The organism is Microbacterium proteolyticum (assembly GCF_029639405.1).
Lineage (GTDB): Bacteria > Actinomycetota > Actinomycetes > Actinomycetales > Microbacteriaceae > Microbacterium.
Map to the genome: position 1 here is coordinate 3096437 of NZ_CP121274.1, position 18895 is coordinate 3115331.

An 18895-nucleotide genomic window follows, 5' to 3' on the forward strand; every position below is an offset into this window, starting at 1 on the left:
CGGGCACCGCGCGCCGAGACCGGCCCCGGCCTACGCTGGGACGGTGACGAGCTATGACCCGCCTCGCCCCTGGACCGCCAGCTATGCCGCCGGAGTGCCGGAGGACCTCGAACCTCAGACGGGTTCGCTCGTCGACATCCTCGACGCCTCCACGCGCGACTATCCCGACGCCCCGGCGTTGGAGTTCTTCGGTCGGACGACGTCGTACGCCGAGCTGTCGGCCGAGGTGAGCCGCGTCGCCGCGGCCCTCGCCGCGCACGGCGTGCGTGCCGGCGACCCCGTCGCGATCGTCCTGCCGAACTGTCCGCAGCACATCGTCGCGTTCTACGCGGTGCTGCGCCTGGGCGCGGTCGTCGTGGAGCACAACCCGCTCTACACCGCGCGGGAGCTCCGCAAGCAGTTCGAGGATCACGGCGCGAAGCACGCCATCGTGTGGAGCAAGGTCGTGAAGACCGTGCAGGACTTCCCCGCCGACCTTCGGGTGGACACCCTCGTGTCCGTCGACGTCACCCGGGCGATGCCGCTCCGCATGCGCGTGGCCCTGCGCCTCCCCGTCGCGAAGGCGCGGGAAGCGCGCGCGGCCCTGACCGAGAAGACGACGGATGCCGAGCCCTGGGCCCAGCTCCTCCGCCACGATCCGCTCCCCGCGTCACACCCCCGCCCGGCCACGGACGACCTCGCGATCATCCAGTACACCAGCGGCACGACCGGCACGCCCAAGGGCGCGATGCTCACCCACGCGAACCTCCTCGCCAACGCCGCGCAGGCCCGCGCGTGGGTGCCGTCGATCGTGCGCGGCGAGGGCTGCGTCGTCTACGCGGTCCTGCCGATGTTCCACGCGTACGGTCTGACGCTCTGCCTGACGTTCGCGATGTCGATGGGCGCGCGACTCGTGCTGTTCCCCAAGTTCGACCCCGACCTCGTCCTCGCCGTCACCAAGCGGCATCCCGCGACCTTCCTGCCCCTCGTGCCGCCGATCGCCGAGCGCCTGCTCGCCGCCGCCGAGGCGAAAGGCGTGTCGCTGGCCGGCACCGACATCGCGATCTCGGGCGCGATGGCCCTCCCGCATGAGCTGGTGGTCCCGTTCGAGAAGGCCACCGGCGGGTACCTCGTCGAGGGGTACGGCTTGAGCGAGTGCTCCCCCGTGCTCATGGCCAACCCCGTGGCCGAGAACCGCGTGCCGGGAACCGTCGGGCTCCCGCTGCCGGGCACCGAGTGCCGCGTCGTCGACCCCGACGACCCGCACACCGACGTCGAGCCGGGTGGCCGCGGAGAGCTCGTGGTCCGCGGGCCGCAGGTGTTCTCGGGCTATTACGGCAAGCCCGAGGCGACCGAAGAGGTCTTCGTCGACGGGTGGTTCCGCACGGGCGACATCGTCACGATCGACGAAGGCGGATTCGTCCGGATCGTCGACCGCATCAAGGAGCTCATCATCACGGGCGGCTTCAACGTCGCGCCGACCGAGGTCGAGAACGTCCTGCGACAGCACCCCTCGATCGCCGACGTCGCCGTGGTGGGGCTCCCGAGCGACCATTCGGGCGAAGACGTCGTCGCCGCCGTCGTCCCGTTCGCCGGGGCCGAGATCGACCCCGACGCGCTGCGCGACTTCGCCCGCGGCATCCTGACCCCCTACAAGGTGCCGCGCCGGATCGTGGTCGTCGACGAACTGCCGAAGTCGCTCATCGGCAAGGTCCTCCGGCGCCAGGTGAAGGAGCGTCTGCTCGCGGAGTGAGCGAACCCGCCGGCCTCTCCCCGGGATTCACCGACCGGAGCGGATGCCGGGCGCCTCGACTCAGCCCTCGGTCGCGGCGTCCGGAGCCGGAGGGAGCGCGTCCGGTCCCTGCTCGACGAGCACGCGGAACTGCGCGGCATCCAGAATCCGGATGCCGAGTTCTTCCGCCTTCGCCAACTTCGACCCCGCGCCCGGCCCCGCGGCGACGAAGTCGGTCTTCTTCGACACGCTCGAGGCCGCCTTGCCTCCCGCGGCGATGATCGCCTCCTGCGCCCCCTCGCGGGAGTATCCCTCGAGCGATCCCGTCGCGACCACGGTGAGACCGGTCAGGACGCCGCCGGCGGCGGCCGCGGCCCCCGGGCCGGGATGCCCGGGGATGGAGAAGCGGACACCCGCGGCTGCCCACCGATCGACGATGTCGCGGTGCCAGTCGACCTCGAACCAGTCGATGACGGCGTCGGCGATGATGCCGCCCACCCCCTCGACCGCGGCGAGTTCGTCGCGCGAGGCCGCGCGGATGGCATCCAACGACCCGAACCACTGCGCCAGGGCGCGCGCCGCCACCGGGCCGACGTGCCGGATGTTCAGGGAGACGAGAAGGCGCCAGAGGTCTTTCGACTTCGCCTTCTCGAGTTCGGCGACGAGCTTCACGGCCTGCTCCGAGGGCAGGACCTCGCGATAGTCCTTCCGGATGCCGCGGCGCCGACGCTCCGCGGGATCCAGGTCTTCGGAACCGGGCGGATACGTGGCAGGTCCGAGCTTCTGGAACGGCGCGCGCCGCACCTCGTCGCCGGTCTTCTCGTCGATCTTGCGCTCCCCCGTCTCGGCGTCGCGCACGACGACCTCGATCGGGACGAGCTGCTCGAGCGTCAGGTCGAACAGACCCGCCTCGGTGTCGAGCGGCGGCTCGGCGGGGACATCGGGCTGCGTCAACGCCGCCGCCGTCACCTCACCCAGCGCCTCGATGTCGAGCGCGCCCCGCGAACCGATGTGCTCCACGCGCCCACGGACCTGCGCGGGGCACGACCGCGCGTTGGGGCAGCGGAGATCGATGTCGCCCTCTTTGGCGGGGCGCAGCGGCGTGCCGCATTCCGGGCAGTCGGCCGGCATGACGAACGTGCGCTCGCTGCCGTCGCGCAACTCGACCACGGGGCCGAGGACCTCGGGGATCACGTCGCCGGCCTTGCGCAGCACCACGGTGTCGCCGATCAGGACGCCCTTGACCTTGACGACGTCCTGGTTGTGCAGGGTCGCCTGGCGCACGACGCTGCCCGCGACGCGCGCGGGTTCCATGACGGCGAAGGGCGTGGCGCGGCCGGTGCGCCCGACCGACACCACGATGTCGAGGAGCTTGGTGTTCACCTGCTCGGGCGGGTACTTGTACGCGATCGCCCAGCGCGGGGCGCGGCTCGTGGCACCGAGCTCGTCGTGCAGAGCGAGCTCGTCGACCTTCACGACGACGCCGTCGATCTCGTGCTCGACGTCGTGGCGGTGCTCGCCGTGATGCGCGACGAAGGCGAGCACGCCCTCGACGGTCGATTCGACGCGGCTGTAGGGCGACGTCGGAAGCCCCCACGACGCCAGGAGATCGTAGATCTCGCTCTGCGCGGCGACCGGCGGATCCGGCCACGCGCCGATGCCATGGACGTAGAGCGCGAGCGAGGCGATGCGGGCGAGTCCCGCCTCGAGCTCGAGCCCCGACTTCTTCTCGATCTGCTGGCGCAGCCCTCCGCTGGCGGCGTTGCGCGGGTTGGCGAACGCCGGGAACCGCCGCGCCGCCGCCTGCTCGGCCTTCTCGAGGTCGAACGCCTTCGCCCCGCCGCGGCGCGCGGCGGCGCGCTCCCGGGCCTCGGCCACGGCGCGCTCACGGTACTCGCCCTGCAGCCGGTTGAGGTTCTCGAAGGCCGCGACGGGGATGAAGACCTCGCCCCGCACCTCGACCAGCGCGGGGTGGCCGTCTCCGGTGAGTTCGCGCGGGATCCCGGCGACCCGCAGCGCGTTCTCGGTCACGATCTCGCCCACGCGCCCGTCGCCACGGGTCGCGGCCGAGGTGAGCACCCCGTTCTCGTAGCGCAGGCTGATCGCCAGTCCGTCGATCTTGAGTTCCGTCAGCCAGTTCACCGGCCGCCCGGCGGAGGCCTCGGTCTTGACGGCCCAGTCGCGCAGCTCCTCCGGCGAGAAGACGTTGTCGAGGCTCAGCATCCGCTCGGCGTGCTCGATCGTCACGAGGTCGGTGGCCTCTGCCGCACCCACGGACAGGGTCGGGCTGTCCTGCCCCTGCAGCTCGGGGTACAGGCGCTCGATGGCCTCGAGACGATGCATCCACCCGTCGTAGGTCGCGTCGTCGACGAGCTCGGCATCCCGCCCGTAATACGCGTCGCGCGCATGGACGATCCGCTCGGTCAGATCGGCCGCTTCGGTGCGCGCTTCGTCGAGGGTGAGGTCGGGAAGCTGGTCGTGCTCGGTCACCCGTCCAGCTTAGGCAGGGCCACCGACACCGCCCGGGGCTTGCCCGGGGTCCGCGCGCGACGGGAGGAGATTCGGCGAGCGGCGGACGGATGCCACAATCCCGGTCCGCCCGCCCCGGAATCCCCTCCCGGGGCCGGGGTCGCCGCGCGCCCGGGCCTAGGCTCCGACGGGAACCGCCGACACCGTCCGGGCGATCGTGAACTGACCGATCACGCGGGTGCCGTCGTAGAGCACGGCGGTCTGCCCCGGTGCCACGCCGTCGAAGGGCTCCTCGGGGCGCACGGTGAGCGCTCCTCCGTCGAGCACGGCGGTGGCGGGCACGGGATCGGCGTGGGCGCGGATCTGCACGTGGCACGCGAAGGTCGCCGCGGAGGGGGCGCGTCCCGCCCAGGAGAAGCGATCGCCCGAGATCTCGGCGCAGGCGAGGGCCTCTTTCGGTCCCACCACGACCGTGTTGTTCACGGGACGCACTTCGAGGACGAAGCGCGGCTTGCCGTCGGCGGCGGGGACGCCCAGCTGCAGTCCGCGGCGCTGGCCCACGGTGAAGGCGTGCGCTCCCTCGTGCGTGCCGACGACCGCACCGGAGCGGTCGAGGATCTCGCCCTTCTCCGCGCCCACGCGGTCGGCGAGCCACCCTCGCGTGTCGCCGTCGGGGATGAAGCAGATGTCGTGGCTGTCGGGCTTCTGCGCGACGGACAGTCCGCGCTCCTCCGCCTCGGCGCGGACGACCGCCTTGGACGGTGTCGACCCGAGCGGGAAGTACGTGTGCGCGAGCTGCGCCTCCGTCAGGACGCCGAGGACGTACGACTGGTCCTTCGCGGCATCCGAGGCCCGGTGGAGCTCCCGCCCGTCGGGCGTGTCGACGAGCGTGGCGTAGTGGCCCGTGCACACGGCGTCGAAGCCGAGTTCGACGGCGCGCTCGAGGAGAGCGGCGAACTTGATCTTCTCGTTGCACCGCATGCAGGGGTTGGGCGTGCGGCCGGCGCGGTACTCCGACACGAAGTCCTCGATCACGTCGTCGCGGAAGCGCTCCGAGAAGTCCCACACGTAGAACGGGATGCCGAGCTTGTCCGCCGCGCGACGGGCGTCCATGGCGTCCTCGATCGTGCAACAGCCGCGGCTCCCGGCGCGGAGCGTCCCGCCCGCGCGCGACAGTGCCAGGTGCACGCCGACGACGTCGTGCCCCGCCTCGACCGCGCGCGCCGCGGCCACCGCGGAGTCGACGCCACCGCTCATCGCCGCCAGAACTCGCATCGTCCCAGTCTACGAACCGCCCGCTGAACGGGCGCCGGATGCCACGGCCCGCTCGTACGCGGACGGCAGCGCCGCGAGCACGGCATCCACGTCGTCCTCGGTCGACGTGCGCCCGAGGGTCAGACGAAGGACCGACCGGGCGGCACGGTCGTCGAGCCCGAGGGCGAGTACGACGTGCGAGGGTTCGGCGACGCCCGCCTGACACGCCGAGCCCGTGGACACCGAGATCCCCGCCATGTCGAGGAGGAACAGCAGCGTCTCCCCCGCCGCACCCGGGAAGAGCACGTGCGCGTTGCCGGGGAGCCGGTCATCGGGATCCCCGAGCAGTCGCGCGGTCGGGATCGCCCCGAGGATGCCGTGGACCAGGCGACGACGCAGGCCCTCGAGTCGCACGGTCTCCCGTTCGCGCTCGGTCTCGGCCGCGATCGCGGCGGCGGCGAAGGCGGCCGCCCCGGCGGCATCCTGCGTGCCGGCGCGCAGTCCGCGCTGCTGACCGCCCCCGTGCTGCAGCGGCGTCAGCCGGGCGTGCCGAGAGACGACCGCCGCGCCGACGCCCACGGGTCCGCCGACCTTGTGCGCCGAGACGGACAGGGCGACCAGGCCACCGGGGCCGTCTCCGGCGCCGCGCCAGCCCGAGAAGTCGACGTCGACCTGGCCGAGCGCCGACACCGCGTCCAGATGCAGGGGAACGCCGGCCTCGGCGGAGGCACGGGCGAGGCCGGCGGCATCCTGCACCGTTCCGACCTCGTTGTTGGCCACGAGCGCGGTGGCCAGGGCCGCGTGCGGAAGCTCCGCGGCGAACGCGGCGACGGGGATCCGGCCGAGCGCGTCGAGCCCCACCGGGCGCACCCGCGCCTCGGCGGAACGCGTCAACCACGCGACCGTGTCCAGCGTCGCGTGGTGTTCGCCGTCGGGGAGCACGATCGCGTCGGTCGACGGCTCCCGCGACCACCACAGACCCTTCAGGGCCAGGTTCGTCGCCTCGGTGCCGCCGGAGGTCAGCACGACCTCGATGGGCTGGCATCCCAGCACCTCGGCGAGACGCTCGCGCGCGTCTTCGAGGAGGCGCCGGGCGGCCTGACCGGCGCCGTGGATCGACGACGGATTGCCCAGCACCTCGTGCGCGGCCAGCCACGCGTCGCGAGCTTCGGGCCGCAGCGGGGTGGTCGCGGCATGGTCGAGATAGACCGGCATTCACCCTCCCCGGTGTCTCGTGCGCGTCCTTCACTACCCTAGGACGCATGGTCCCACCCGAAGCGGCCCTGTCGCCCCGCCCTGCCCTCCTCGCCTCGTCCTTCGACGACCTCGGCGTGCGGCTCGGCCCCGACGGAGGAAGACTGCGTGTCTGGTCCGGGAACGCCGATGCGATGCACCTCGTCGTCTTCGACGACGTCGACCTCGACTGGGCCGTCGAGACGCTGCCGATGACGGCGACGGGCGACGGCGTGTTCGAGGCGACGACGCCGCTTCTGCGGCCCGGCGCCCGCTACGCGGTGCGCGCCGGCGGACCCCACGGTCCCGGCAACACCTTCAACCCCGAGACGCTCCTCCTCGACCCGTACGCGCGAGGCCTGGTGTCGGGGAACTACGGCGACTGGCGCGGCGTCGTCGTCGAGGGCGGGTTCGACTGGGGCGGCGTGGCCAAGCCCCGCGTCCCGATGGACCGCACCGTGATCTACGAGGGACACGTGAAGGGGCTCACCAAGCGGCATCCGCTGGTTCCGCCCGCCCTGCACGGCACCTACGCGGGCCTGGCCCACCCGGCGATGATCGAGCACTTCCTCTCGCTCGGCGTCACGAGCATCGAGCTGCTCCCCGTGCACGCCTTCGCCACCGAGCCGCGTCTGCTCCAGCTGGGCCTGACGAACTACTGGGGCTACAACTCGCTCAACTTCTTCTCCCCGCACTCCGCGTACGCCACCGCCGCCAGCCGCGCGGAAGGCCCCGAAGCCGTGCTGCGCGAGTTCAAGGGCATGGTGCGGCTGCTGCACGAGGCGGGCCTCGAGGTCCTCCTCGACGTCGTGTACAACCACACGTCGGAAGAGGGGATCGGCGGCCCGCGGACCAGCCTGCGCGGCCTCGACAACCGCTCGTACTACCGCCAGACCGACGAGGGCGTGTATATCGACGTGACCGGGTGCGGCAACGCCGTGAACACGTCGACGGATGCCGCGGCGCGCCTCGTCCTGGACTCGTTGCGCTACTGGGCCGAGGACGTGCAGATCGACGGGTTCCGGTTCGACCTGGCCGTCACGCTGGGGCGCGACGGGAACCACTCCTTCGATCCCGAACATCCGCTGCTGCGGGCGATCCGCGACGACGAGGTGCTCGCGGGCACCAAGCTCATCGCCGAGCCGTGGGACGTCGGCATGGGCGGGTGGCAGACCGGCAACTTCGGCGACGGCTGGCACGAGTGGAACGACCGCTACCGCGACCGCGTGCGCAATTTCTGGCTCAGCGACGTCGACTACGCCCGGCGCGCCAGCACCGCGCCGGTCGGCATCGGCGGCTTCGCGACCCGGCTGGCGGGATCGTCCAACACGTTCTCCCAGGAGCGCGGACCGCTCGCCAGCGTCAACTTCGTCACGGCGCACGACGGATTCACCCTGCGCGACCTCGTCTCGTACGACGTCAAGCACAACCTCGGCAACGGCGAGCAGAACCGCGACGGCGCGGACACCAACCGCTCCTACAACCACGGGGCCGAGGGCAAGACCGACGACCCTCGCATCCTCGCCACCCGCCGGAAGGCCATGCGCAACCTCCTCGGCACTCTCCTGCTGTCGGCGGGTGTTCCGATGATCACCGCGGGCGACGAGATGGGGCGCACGCAGCGCGGCAACAACAACGCCTACTGCCATGACTCGCCGCTGACGTGGCTGTCGTGGAACCTCGCGCCCTGGCAGCAGGACCTCTTCGCGCACACTCAGCGCCTCCTGGCTCTCCGCCGTGAGAACCCGGCCCTGCGACCTGTGCACTTCGCCCGCCTCGGCGAACGGATCCCCTCCGCGTCGCTCATGGACTGGTACGACGAGCACGGCGAGACGATGTCGAGCGACCGCTGGACCGACCCCTCGCACCGCACCCTGCAGTACCTCGCGACCTCCACGCCCGAGAACGAGGAGCTCAATCGCATCCTGCTCGTCGTCCACGGCAACGAGAGCCCCGTCGAGGTGACCCTGCCCGTCCTGACGGACGACGTGGAGTACGTGTCGCTGTGGTCGAGCGCCGACGAGACCCCGTCGGACGACATGCCGAGGATCGCTCCGGGTGAAGTCCTCCCGTTCGTCGGCACGTCGATGCGGCTGTTCCGCGTCGAGTCCCGGGGCTGACTCGGCGTCGGAGGATCGGGTCGGTCTGTCAAGGCCCGCGGCAAGCCCTGGGGGAACGTCGCCGGGCCACGGTAGGTTCGGACCGTGGCCACCACGACGACGACACTTTCGCCCGTTCACCCCTGGCGCAGCGCCGCCTCGATCCCCGTGCGACCGATCAAACCGACGCCCGCGAAGGGCGTGGTGACGCCGCGCATCCCGCTGGCGCTCCCCCATCCGCACGTTCCCGGGGGTCGGTTCCGACCTTCGGCCTTCGTGGGTGAGGCGGTGCCGTTCACCGTGACCGCCTTCCGCGAGGGTCACGACCGCATCGGCGTGCACGTCCGACTCTTCTCGCCCTCCGGCGACGAGTCGCTGCACCGCCTCTCGCCGCTGAACGACGGGTTCGATCGCTGGTCCACCCTGATCGCCCCGCTCGAGCAGGGCGTCTGGCGGTTCCGGTTCGAGGCGTTCGCCGACGAGTTCGCCACGTGGGAGCACGCCGCCGAGGTGAAGATCGCGGCCGGCGTCGACTCCGCGCTCATGCGGGAGATGGGGGCGCAGCTCTTCGACCGCGCCCGGGGCGAGAAGAAACGGCCCGGCAGCGACAAGGACGTGCTCTACGCCGCCGCGCGGACCCTCCGCGACCCCGAGACGCACGACGACGTCGCCCTCCAGGTCGTGCGCGATCCCGCGATCGCCGAGATCTTCGCGGTGCGCCCGGTCATGGGGCTCGCGTCGGCGGGCAAGGATGCCGAGCTGCTCGTCGAGCGCGAACGCGCCGGCGTCGGCGCATGGTACGAGTTCTTCCCGCGCTCCGAGGGCGCGACCCGGGCCGAGGACGGCTCCGTGGTCAGCGGTACGTTCCGCACAGCCGTGGATCGTCTGCCCGGTGTGGCCGACATGGGCTTCGATGTGCTCTACCTGCCCCCCATCCACCCGATCGGCGAGCAGAACCGCAAGGGACCCAACAACACCCTTGTGACCTCCCCCGGCGACCCGGGCTCGCCCTGGGCGATCGGCGGCCCCGCCGGCGGGCACGACACCGTTCACCCGGATCTCGGCACGCTGGAAGACTTCCGCGCCTTCGTCGACGCCGCGCGCAGCGACGGGATCGAGGTGGCGCTCGACCTCGCGTTGCAGGCATCACCCGACCACCCGTGGGTCACCGAGCACCCCGAGTGGTTCACGACCCTCCCCGACGGCTCGATCGCGTACGCCGAGAATCCGCCCAAGAAGTACCAGGACATCTACCCCGTCAACTTCGACAACGACCCCGACGGCATCCGTGCCGAGGTCCTGCGGATCGTGCGGCACTGGATCGCCCAGGGCGTGCGCATCTTCCGCGTCGACAACCCCCACACGAAGCCCCTGCAGTTCTGGGAATGGTTGATCGCCACGGTCAGCGCCGAGGAGCCCGACGCGGTGTTCCTCGCCGAGGCGTTCACCCGACCGGCCCCGCTGCAGGGACTCGCGATGGCCGGCTTCCAGCAGAGCTACACCTACTTCACCTGGCGCAACACCAAGGAGGAGCTCGAGGAGTTCTTCGACGGCCTCGCGCACGAGACCGCCGACTTCCTCCGTCCGAACCTCTTCGTGAACACCCCCGACATCCTCACCGAGTACCTGCAGTTCGGAGGCCGCCCGGCGTACAAGATCCGTGCGGCGCTGGCGGCCACGGCCGCCCCGACCTACGGCGTCTACGCGGGGTACGAGCTGTACGAGAACGTTGCGCGTCCCGGTTCCGAAGAGAACATCGACAACGAGAAGTACGAGTACAAGTTCCGCGACTGGGCGGGCGCCGAGTCGGCGGGCGACTCGCTCGCCCCGTATCTGCGTCGACTCAACGGCATCCGTCGTGATCACCCGGCTCTGGGCCAGCTGCGCAATCTCCACGTCCAGTGGAGCGACGACGACGCGATCCTCGTCTACGCGAAGCATCTCGATGCGGCTCTCTCGCCCACCGGAGTGTCCGACACGATCATCGTCGTCGCCAACGTCGACCCCCACTCCACGCGCGCGACGACGGTGCACCTCGACACGACGTTGTGGGGCGTCGAGCCCGGGACGCCCTACGAGGTCGAAGACCTCGTGACGGGCGCCGTCTGGACCTGGACGGACCACAACTTCGTGCGCTTGGACGCATTCGACGAACCCGTGCACATCCTGCACGTGAAGGAGTCCCGATGACCGCTCTTCCCTCAGAACTCCTGGATGCCGTCGCCCACGGCGCCCACCACGACCCGCACAGCATCCTCGGCTCCCACGAGACCGCCGACGGCTGGGTCATCCGCACCCGGCGTCCGCTCGCCCGCGAGGTGGTGGTCGAGCTCGAGGACGGCTCGACCGTCGAGCTGTCGCACACGCGCTCCGGCATCTGGGAGGGTCTGCACGCCACGGCTCCCGGTGCGTACCGCGTGCGCGCCGCGTACGACGGGAGCGCCGACCACATCGCCGACGACCCGTACCGTCACGTTCCCTCGGTGGGCGAGCTCGATCTCCATCTCATCTCGGAGGGCCGCCACGAGGAGCTGTGGCGCGTCCTGGGCGCGCACGTCCGCGAGCTCGACGGTTCTGCCGGTACGGCGTTCACGGTGTGGGCGCCGGACGCCCGCGCCGTACGCGTGATCGGCGACTTCAACGGGTGGGACGGTTCCGGGAGCGCGTTGCGCTCGATGGGCGGCAGCGGGGTCTGGGAGCTGTTCGTGCCCGAGGTCGGCGTCGGCGCCCGCTACAAGTTCGAGATCCTCACCCGGGCGGGTGCCTGGATCCAGAAGGCCGATCCCATGGCCCGTCTCGCCGAGACCCCGCCCGCGACGGCATCCGTCGTCACCTCGTCCGATTACCGCTGGGACGACGACGCGTGGCTGGAGGAGCGATCCCGCACCGCCCCCATCGACCGGCCGATGTCGATCTACGAGCTGCACCTCGGCTCGTGGCGCCCCGGTCTGTCGTACCGGGATGCCGCCGACGAGATCATCGACTACGTCGGCGCCCAGGGCTTTACGCACGTCGAGTTCCTGCCCCTCTCCGAGCACCCGTTCGGCGGGTCGTGGGGTTACCAGGTCTCGGGCTACTACGCCCCGACGAGCCGCTTCGGCGACCCCGACGACCTGCGTTACCTGATCGACCGTCTGCACCAGGCGGGCATCGGCGTGATCATGGACTGGGTTCCCGGCCACTTCCCCAAGGACGACTTCGCCCTCGCGAAGTTCGACGGCGAAGCCCTCTACGAGCACCCCGACCCCCGTCGCGGCGAGCACAAGGACTGGGGCACGCTGATCTTCGACTACGGCCGCAACGAGGTGCGCAACTTCCTCGTCGCCAACGCGCTGTACTGGTTCGAGGAGTTCCACGTCGACGGGCTCCGCGTGGATGCCGTGGCATCCATGTTGTACCTCGACTACTCCCGCAACGACGGCGAGTGGGCACCGAACCAGTTCGGCGGCCGCGAGAACCTCGAGGCGATCCGCTTCCTGCAGGAGGTGAACGCGACCGCCTACAAGCGCTACCCCGGGATCGCGATGATCGCGGAGGAGTCCACCAGCTTCCCCGGCGTCACGGCGCCCACGGCGCACGCGGGCCTCGGCTTCGGGTTCAAGTGGAACATGGGCTGGATGAACGACTCGCTCCAGTACATCGCCCGCGACCCGATGTACCGCTCGCACCACGAGGGCGAGCTGTCGTTCTCGTTCGTCTACGCGTTCAGCGAGAACTTCATCCTGCCGATCAGCCACGACGAGGTCGTCCACGGCAAGGGCAGTCTCTTCGGTCGGATGCCCGGCGACCACTGGCAGAAGCTCGCGAACATGCGCGCGTTCCTGGCGTACATGTGGGGTCACCCGGGCAAGCAGCTGCTGTTCATGGGTCAGGAGTTCGGGCAGATGTCCGAGTGGTCCGAGTCCCGCAGTCTCGACTGGTGGATGCTGGACCAGCCGTCGCACGCCCAGCTCCACTCGTTCGTCGCCGAGCTGAACCGCGTCTACCGCGAGCAGGCGCCGCTGTGGTCGCGCGACCACGACGGTGCGGCCTTCTCGCGCCTCGGGGCGCCCGCATGGAATCCGAACGCGCTCGCGTTCGCGCGGCGCGACCACCACGGCAACACCCTGGCCGTCGTCTGCAACTTCTCGGGCGTCCCCCTCGGCGACTTCCCGCTCGACCTCCCCGAGGCCGGCACCTGGACCGAGGTGCTCAACAGCGACGCGGAGGCGTTCGGCGGCTCGGGCCAGGGGAACCTCGGCGCGATCACGACCGACGGTCGCGGCAGCGCCGTGCTGACGCTCCCCCCGCTCGGCGTCCTCTGGCTTCATCACCGCGCGGACTGAGTCCCGACGACGAGAAAGGCCCCGTCCGCGGACGGGGCCTTTCTCGTGTCGTCGTCAGAACAGCAGGGATGCCAGTCGCGACCGCGCCCGGATCACGCGGGGGTCCTCGTCGCCGATGAGGCCGAACAGCTCCAGGAGACGCTCCCGCACGGGGGCGCGCTCGTCGGAGGGCAGCGCACCGAAGAGATCGAGCAGACGCGCGAACGCGTCCTCCACGTGGCCGCCGGCGATGTCGAGGTCGGCGACCGTGAACTGCGCCTCGATGTCGGTCGGAGCGGCCGCCGCCGCGGCGCGGGCCGCCTGCAGGTCGGCGCCCTGCACGCGGTCGAGCAGGCGCACCTGACCGAGCCCGGCCCGTGCGTCGGCGTCGCGCGGGTTCTCCGCGAGAGCCTGTTCGTACGCGGCGATGGCGCGGGGGTAGTCGCCCTCTTCGATGGCGGCGAACGCCTCCGCGTGCAGCGGAGGCAACGGCTGCTCCACCGGCTCCTCGGACCCGGCTTCGGCGCCGTCGACGGGAACGGTGCCGGTCACGCCGTGCTGCGCCGCGAGCTGGAGGAGCTGCGCGAACACTTCCCGGACCTGCTGCTCGGGCACGGCGCCGGTGAACAGGGGCACGGGCTGACCCGCGACGAGGGCCACGACCATCGGGATCGACTGCGCGCGGAATCCCTGGGCGAGCTGTGGATTCGCGTCGACATCGACCTTCGCGAGCACGACCTTGCCGGCGAGCTCGGCCACGACCTTCTCGAGGATCGGGCTGAGCTGCTTGCACGGGCCGCACCACTCGGCCCAGAGGTCGACGACCACCGGCACGCTGCGCGACAGTTCGAGGACCTGACCGAACGACGCGTCTGTGACGTCGAACACCAACGACGGCGCCGGCGCCCCGCCGGCCGCGGTCGGGGCGGACCCGTCGGCGGGCGCCGCGGGGGACTGAGGACGGTTGCGCAGCGACGACAGGTCGACGGCGCCGCGGAGGACGGAACCGGGGGTGGGAGTGCTCACGGTGACACCTTCGCTTCGAGGAGGCTGGAACGGTAGCCCAGGAGTCGGATCTGGTCGCTGGACCCCTGGCTGGGCACGTAGAAGAAGATCTGATCGGTGTACGTCGTGGTGAAGCCGGTCGCCGACTGGTCGACGCCGGTGAGGGCCTTCACCGCGGGGTTGTTGTCGAGCTTGATCACGGCATCCGCGTTGGTCGGTTTCGCTGTGTCGCTCTCGTAGACGTTGACCGCGACGATCGCGCCCGTGTCGAGCGTGGCGAGGGCGATGGGCGCCGCCGGGCCCGCGGATGCGGAGAAGCTGATCTCCGCCGTGCCCTGACCGGTCTGGTTGAGCTCGTCCGTGCGGTTCTTCTTGTTCTCCTCGATCGCGGGGAGCAGAAGGTCGTTGGCGGTGTCGAACGCGGCCCACGACGCGCTGTTCTGGCCGTTGTTGATGAGATCGGCGTACGCGGCCGCGACCTGGTCGGGCTGCATGACCAGGAACGAGGAGTCCGGCGGCACCTGCGTCGCGCCCACGTATGGAGCAGCGAGCTCCGGGAGGTTCGTGGATGCCTCGAGGTTGCCGATGTAGGACACCCGGTACTCCGACCACGGGTCGTCCTGCGTCATCATCATGATCGACGTCGACGGCGAGGTGGCATCCGCCGACTCGACCACCGTCATCACCGTGCGCGGCCACGTGCCCGTCGTCTGCGGGAGGGTGATCTGCACCGGCTCGGCGGGGATCGCCGGGAGCGCGGGGCGATCGGGCAGCGCCGCGCGCAGCGTGTAGTTGGTCTTGCGCTCAGCCAGTGCCGGGCCCGTCAGCCGGGTCTCGGCGGCGGTCGCGTCGAGGGCGGCGTCCGCCTGAGCCACGGTCGTGGCGATCCGCGAGACGATCTTCGCGGCCTGGTTCTCGGTGACGGCCGGGGGGAACTGCCCCTCGGGGACGATGACCGTGGGCGTCGGACTGGGGCTCTCGCTCGCCGCGAGCTGCGGCCACGCGTCGGCGGAGCAGCCCGCGAACAGCGCGGCGGAGAGCCCGAGCGCGGGAACGGCGATCAGCGCACGGCGCCCCGGGCCGAGGGCGCCGCGGCTGCGGCGCGACGGCGACGAGTTGATGACGCCCTTGTCCGCCGCATCGGCATCGGCGATCGATATGGGCTCGGTGACCGGCAGCGGCAGGCCCTTGCGCCGAGGCCGTCGGGAGCGGCGCACGTGGCGGATCCCCAGGAGATATAGCACGATGCCCGCCAGCAGGGCGATCGCTCCCCCGGCGATCAACGGTCCCGCCCAGGGAGTGGAGTTGTCGATGGGCCAGGTCACGGAGACATCGGTCGGCGCCGGAGCCGTGCCGTCGCTCGCGACGAGAACGCTCATGTCGGACGGGAGCTGCAGCGTCGTGCTCAGCGACCCGGTCTGCTGGTACTCGTCGAGCCAGAGGTCGGATCCCGCGGGCGTGCGAGCGGTGGTCGTCGCGTCCGATGCCGGCGGAGTCACCGAAGCCGGGACGAGCGCGGTCTGGACGGCGTTCTCCTGCCCGAGGGTGACCGCGGTGTAGGGGACGTCGGCGAGCCAGGCCTGCATGTCGGATGTGCGGCCGTACGAGACGAAGACCTCCCCCTCGCCCGCGACCCGGAGCGACTGCGCGCCCGGGAGGCTGCCGAGGACGGCACCGTCGATCAAGGTGTAGGCCGTCGAGCCGTCGGTCTGGATCGACTCCGTCGCCTCCGACGGACCTTGGAAGACGGTGCGCTGGGCGATGCCCGCGCCGATCAAGACGGCGGCGATGACGAACGCCACCACGGCCCAGACGAATCTCACGCTACACACCATCCCCACCGGCGACTCGGGCGGCCACCGAAGAATCGACGTTTCAGACTAGCCGAGCCCGGCTGAAAGTTCGCGGCGAGGCCTGACGGTGCCGGGACGACGCCCCGCTCAGTATCCTTTCGAGACGGGCACGCTCGCCCGCCGGAGGCAGGAGTCGCTGCGGATGAAGATCCACAATCCTTTCCGAGTCGCGATCCTCGCGACCCTCGGTGTCGGAGTCGGGCTCCTGGTGATCGTGAGCATCCAGAACCTCTCCACGATCCTCCTGTACGTGGGGACCGCACTCTTCCTCTCGCTGGGACTCGACCCGGTGGTGTCGTTCCTCGAGCGGCGCGGACTGCCGCGCTGGGCGGCGGTGCTGCTCACGATCCTCGGGGTCCTCGGCGTCTTCGCCGGCATCATCTTCATGGTCGTCCCGATCATCGTGAGCCAGATCACGCAGCTGATCACGCAGATCGAGGGTCTGCTGCAGCCCGGCAAGTGGAACGAGATCGTCACCGGAGTCCAGGAGTGGGTGACGGCCAACTTCCCCTGGTTGCGGATCGACGAGGTGTGGGCCGGGGTGCAGCACTGGTTCTCGACGCTCGACGTCGGGTCCATCTCCACGATGATCGGCAACAGCCTCCTGACGATCGGCGGCGCCGTCGCCGCGGGACTGGGCGGGGCCTTCATCGTCCTCATCCTGACGATCTACTTCACCGCTTCCACGCCGTCGCTGAAGTCGGCCGTGTATCAGCTGGTCCCGGCATCCAAGCGCGCGCGCTTCATCGAACTCTCCGAGAAGATCACCGACTCGGTCGGCTACTACGTGATGGGCCAGGTCAGCCTGGGTGTGATCAACGGCATCCTGAGCGCGATCTTCCTGAGCATCATCCAGGCGCCCTTCCCCGCGGTGCTCGCGGTGATCGCGTTCTTCTTCTCGTTGATCCCCCTCGTCGGGACTCTCACCGGCTCGACGATCATCGTCCTGACGTGCCTGATCCCGGGGCTCGGGTCTCCGACGACGGCCATCGTGGCCGCGATCTACTACCTCGTCTACATGCAGATCGAGGCGTACGTGATCTCGCCGCGCATCATGAACCGCGCGGTGTCGGTGCCCGGCTCGGTCGTCGTCATCTCCGCGCTGGCGGGAGGCGCGCTGCTGAACCTCCTGGGTGCGCTGATCGCCATCCCCGTGGCGGCGAGCATCCTCATCATCTACCGCGAGGTCATCATCCCGCGGCAGAACGAGCGCTGAGACTCAGTCGCCGACCGGACCGTCCCACTCCACCGGAAGCGGGAGCGCGTCGGGATTCACCGCGGCGACGATCTCCGTCAGGACGCGACGCGTCTGCGTCTCCCCGACCCAGAGGTGCTTGCCGCCGTCGACGGCGATGAGGTCGGCGTGCGGAACCGAGGCGAACCGCTCGCGCGCCTCGGCGGGCCGGAGGTAATCGTCGAACTCGGGCACGAGGACCACCATGCGGCGCTCGTCGCCCGCCCACGCGGCCACCTCGTCGGCCGTCGCCCGGTGCAGGGGCGGGGAGAGCAGGATGACGCCCTCGATGTCGTGGTCGCGACCGTACTTCAGCGCGAGCTCCGTCCCGAACGACCATCCCAGGAGCCACGGCCGGGGCAGGCCGCGCTCGCGGACGAAGTCCATCGCCGCCGCGACGTCGAAGACCTCGGACGCGCCGCCGTCGAACGTGCCCTCGCTCGTGCCCCTCGGCGAGGTCGTGCCGCGGGTGTTGAAACGGAGCACGGCGAGGTCGGCGAGGGCCGGGAGGCGGCCCGCCGCCTTGCGCAGGATGTGCGAGTCCATGAACCCACCGGCCGTCGGCAGCGGATGCAGCGTCACGAGGGTGGCGACGGGCTCACGGGCTTCGGGAAGAGCCAGCTCGCCGACCAGGGTCAGGTCATCGACGGTGGTGAGCTCGATGTCCTCCCGGCGGGCGGGAAGCAGCACGGGTCCGCGTATCTCCATCAGGCGATCCTCCAACAGGGGTTGTGCCAATGGCGGCGAGCGGCGAGATCCGCCGAGTCGCCCAGGACTCCATCCGCGCGCCACACGACGACGTGAGCCACACCGACTTCGACGGTCCGCCCGCATCCCGGGCAGATGTACGGCTTCTGCGCCTGCGCCGCCGACAGCGGCTGGATCGTCCATTCGGCGCCGCGCTTGACCTCGGTGCGCTTCCAGCCGGCGATCAGCCGGTCGAGTGACGCGTCGGATCGGTCGCTCGAGGGCCGACGCTTCCGGGAGCGGGGCACGCGCCCGTCACCACCAGTGGTTGCTGGTCCAGAACGCGTACGCGCTCGCCCAGCTCCCGTACCGGCCGGTGGCGTAGCCGGTGGCCCACCGCAGGTTGTCGACGGGGTCGTACCCGTTGCCGGGGACCTTGCTGCACGGGAGGGCCTGGACCAGCCCGCAGGCCCCGGACGAGCGATTCGTGGCGTTGGGGTTCCAGCCGCTCTCGCGGCTGACGATGTAGTCGACGTAGCCCATGTCGGCGTCGGAGATCCCGGCGGCCGCCATCCATTCCGCGGGCGCACCTCCACCCGTGTAGTAGAGGGGGCCGCTGCTCCCCCCGCTCGAAGCGTCCGATCCCGTCGACGACTTCGTGGCCGTCGGCGTCGGAGTGGGCGTGGGCTTCGGCTTCACGTACACGTTGTAGCTCGACCGGTCGAGCGTCGGCGCCTGCTTCTCGCCCCCCGTGGAGACCTGCTGCGCGTCGTCGAGCCCCTCGGCGTAGAGGGTGACGGTCTTCGGCTCGTCGGCCTGGGCGCGCAGGATCGCGCCGCCCATCGGGCCCACGTAGGCGCCGGTGAACGCGAGCGCCGCGCACGCGGCGAAGACCGCCACGACGCCGCGGCGACGCGACCAGTGCGGTCCGCGACGCCCGGACGGGGCCGGGTGCACGACGTCTGCCACGGCGTGGCCACGACGGGCCACACGCCGCGAAGAGGCACGCGTGAGATCGGATCCGGAAGTCACAGTGCGCTCGAGTC

The 18895-nt window shown here is 70.9% G+C and carries 13 protein-coding genes; 5 read left to right on the forward strand and 8 right to left on the reverse strand.

Annotation, left to right across the window (positions count from 1 at the left end; all coding sequences use genetic code 11):
* Positions 1–43: 43 nt before the first annotated feature.
* A complete protein-coding gene (locus P8R59_RS15535) occupies positions 44–1732 on the forward strand; it encodes a long-chain-fatty-acid--CoA ligase (protein ID WP_278101796.1) in 1689 nt (562 codons plus the stop codon).
* Between the two features lie 60 nt (positions 1733–1792).
* Here P8R59_RS15535 and ligA read toward each other — a convergent pair whose 3' ends face one another.
* From ligA to P8R59_RS15550, 3 genes are all read right to left on the reverse strand, one after another.
* On the reverse strand, positions 1793–4201 hold the full coding sequence (ligA, locus tag P8R59_RS15540) for an NAD-dependent DNA ligase LigA (RefSeq protein ID WP_278101797.1): 2409 nt from the start codon (positions 4199–4201) through the stop codon (positions 1793–1795).
* 156 nt (positions 4202–4357) lie between these two features.
* Positions 4358–5455, reverse strand: a complete 1098-nt coding sequence (gene mnmA / locus P8R59_RS15545; protein ID WP_278101798.1) for a tRNA 2-thiouridine(34) synthase MnmA — start codon at positions 5453–5455, stop codon at positions 4358–4360.
* A 9-nt stretch (positions 5456–5464) separates the two neighbouring features.
* Entirely contained in the window at positions 5465–6649 is a 1185-nt protein-coding gene (locus P8R59_RS15550) for a cysteine desulfurase family protein (RefSeq protein WP_278101799.1), read from the reverse strand.
* 47 nt (positions 6650–6696) lie between these two features.
* On the opposite strand from P8R59_RS15550, the gene glgX reads away from it, so the two are divergent.
* The 3 genes from glgX (at position 6697) to glgB (ending at position 13091) form a co-directional block, all read left to right on the forward strand.
* The gene (gene glgX / locus P8R59_RS15555) at positions 6697–8787 is read left to right on the forward strand and encodes a glycogen debranching protein GlgX (RefSeq protein WP_278101800.1); all 2091 of its coding nucleotides are present in this window, start codon (positions 6697–6699) and stop codon (positions 8785–8787) included.
* A gap of 84 nt (positions 8788–8871) precedes the next feature.
* Complete coding sequence (locus tag P8R59_RS15560; RefSeq protein ID WP_431606862.1) at positions 8872–10956, forward strand: maltotransferase domain-containing protein; 2085 nt, start codon at positions 8872–8874, stop codon at positions 10954–10956.
* Positions 10953–13091: a 1,4-alpha-glucan branching protein GlgB gene (glgB, locus tag P8R59_RS15565; protein WP_278101801.1), complete on the forward strand. Its 2139-nt coding sequence runs from the start codon at positions 10953–10955 to the stop codon at positions 13089–13091. The genes P8R59_RS15560 and glgB overlap by 4 nt, the downstream gene beginning before the upstream one ends.
* Positions 13092–13145: 54 nt before the next feature.
* Here the strand turns inward: glgB and P8R59_RS15570 are convergent, their stop codons facing one another.
* Complete coding sequence (locus P8R59_RS15570; protein WP_278101802.1) at positions 13146–14096, reverse strand: tetratricopeptide repeat protein; 951 nt, start codon at positions 14094–14096, stop codon at positions 13146–13148.
* Positions 14093–15898: a glycosyl transferase gene (locus P8R59_RS15575; RefSeq protein ID WP_278101803.1), complete on the reverse strand. Its 1806-nt coding sequence runs from the start codon at positions 15896–15898 to the stop codon at positions 14093–14095. Before P8R59_RS15575 ends, P8R59_RS15570 begins: the two co-directional genes overlap by 4 nt.
* A 172-nt stretch (positions 15899–16070) precedes the next feature.
* Between P8R59_RS15575 and P8R59_RS15580 the strand changes: the two genes are divergently transcribed.
* Positions 16071–17144: an AI-2E family transporter gene (locus P8R59_RS15580; RefSeq protein ID WP_077051611.1), complete on the forward strand. Its 1074-nt coding sequence runs from the start codon at positions 16071–16073 to the stop codon at positions 17142–17144.
* Positions 17145–17147: 3 nt separating this feature from the next.
* Here the strand turns inward: P8R59_RS15580 and P8R59_RS15585 are convergent, their stop codons facing one another.
* Genes P8R59_RS15585 through P8R59_RS15595 form a run of 3 tightly spaced genes read right to left on the reverse strand, consistent with a single transcriptional unit; the run spans position 17148 to position 18881 of the window.
* The gene (locus tag P8R59_RS15585) at positions 17148–17870 is read right to left on the reverse strand and encodes an alpha/beta hydrolase (protein ID WP_278101804.1); all 723 of its coding nucleotides are present in this window, start codon (positions 17868–17870) and stop codon (positions 17148–17150) included.
* On the reverse strand, positions 17870–18157 hold the full coding sequence (locus P8R59_RS15590) for a hypothetical protein (RefSeq protein ID WP_278101805.1): 288 nt from the start codon (positions 18155–18157) through the stop codon (positions 17870–17872). The genes P8R59_RS15585 and P8R59_RS15590 overlap by 1 nt, the downstream gene beginning before the upstream one ends.
* 7 nt (positions 18158–18164) lie before the next feature.
* Positions 18165–18881, reverse strand: a complete 717-nt coding sequence (locus P8R59_RS15595; RefSeq protein WP_278101806.1) for a transglycosylase SLT domain-containing protein — start codon at positions 18879–18881, stop codon at positions 18165–18167.
* Positions 18882–18895 lie beyond the last annotated feature (14 nt).

Coding starts and splice junctions, on each gene's coding strand:
- mnmA (WP_278101798.1), bottom strand. CDS start 5,455: ATGCGAGTTCTGGCGGCGATGAGCGGTGGCGTCGACTCCGCGGTGGCC.
- P8R59_RS15550 (WP_278101799.1), bottom strand. CDS start 6,649: ATGCCGGTCTATCTCGACCATGCCGCGACCACCCCGCTGCGGCCCGAA.
- glgX (WP_278101800.1), top strand. CDS start 6,697: ATGGTCCCACCCGAAGCGGCCCTGTCGCCCCGCCCTGCCCTCCTCGCC.
- glgB (WP_278101801.1), top strand. CDS start 10,953: ATGACCGCTCTTCCCTCAGAACTCCTGGATGCCGTCGCCCACGGCGCC.
- P8R59_RS15580 (WP_077051611.1), top strand. CDS start 16,071: ATGAAGATCCACAATCCTTTCCGAGTCGCGATCCTCGCGACCCTCGGT.
- P8R59_RS15585 (WP_278101804.1), bottom strand. CDS start 17,870: ATGGAGATACGCGGACCCGTGCTGCTTCCCGCCCGCCGGGAGGACATC.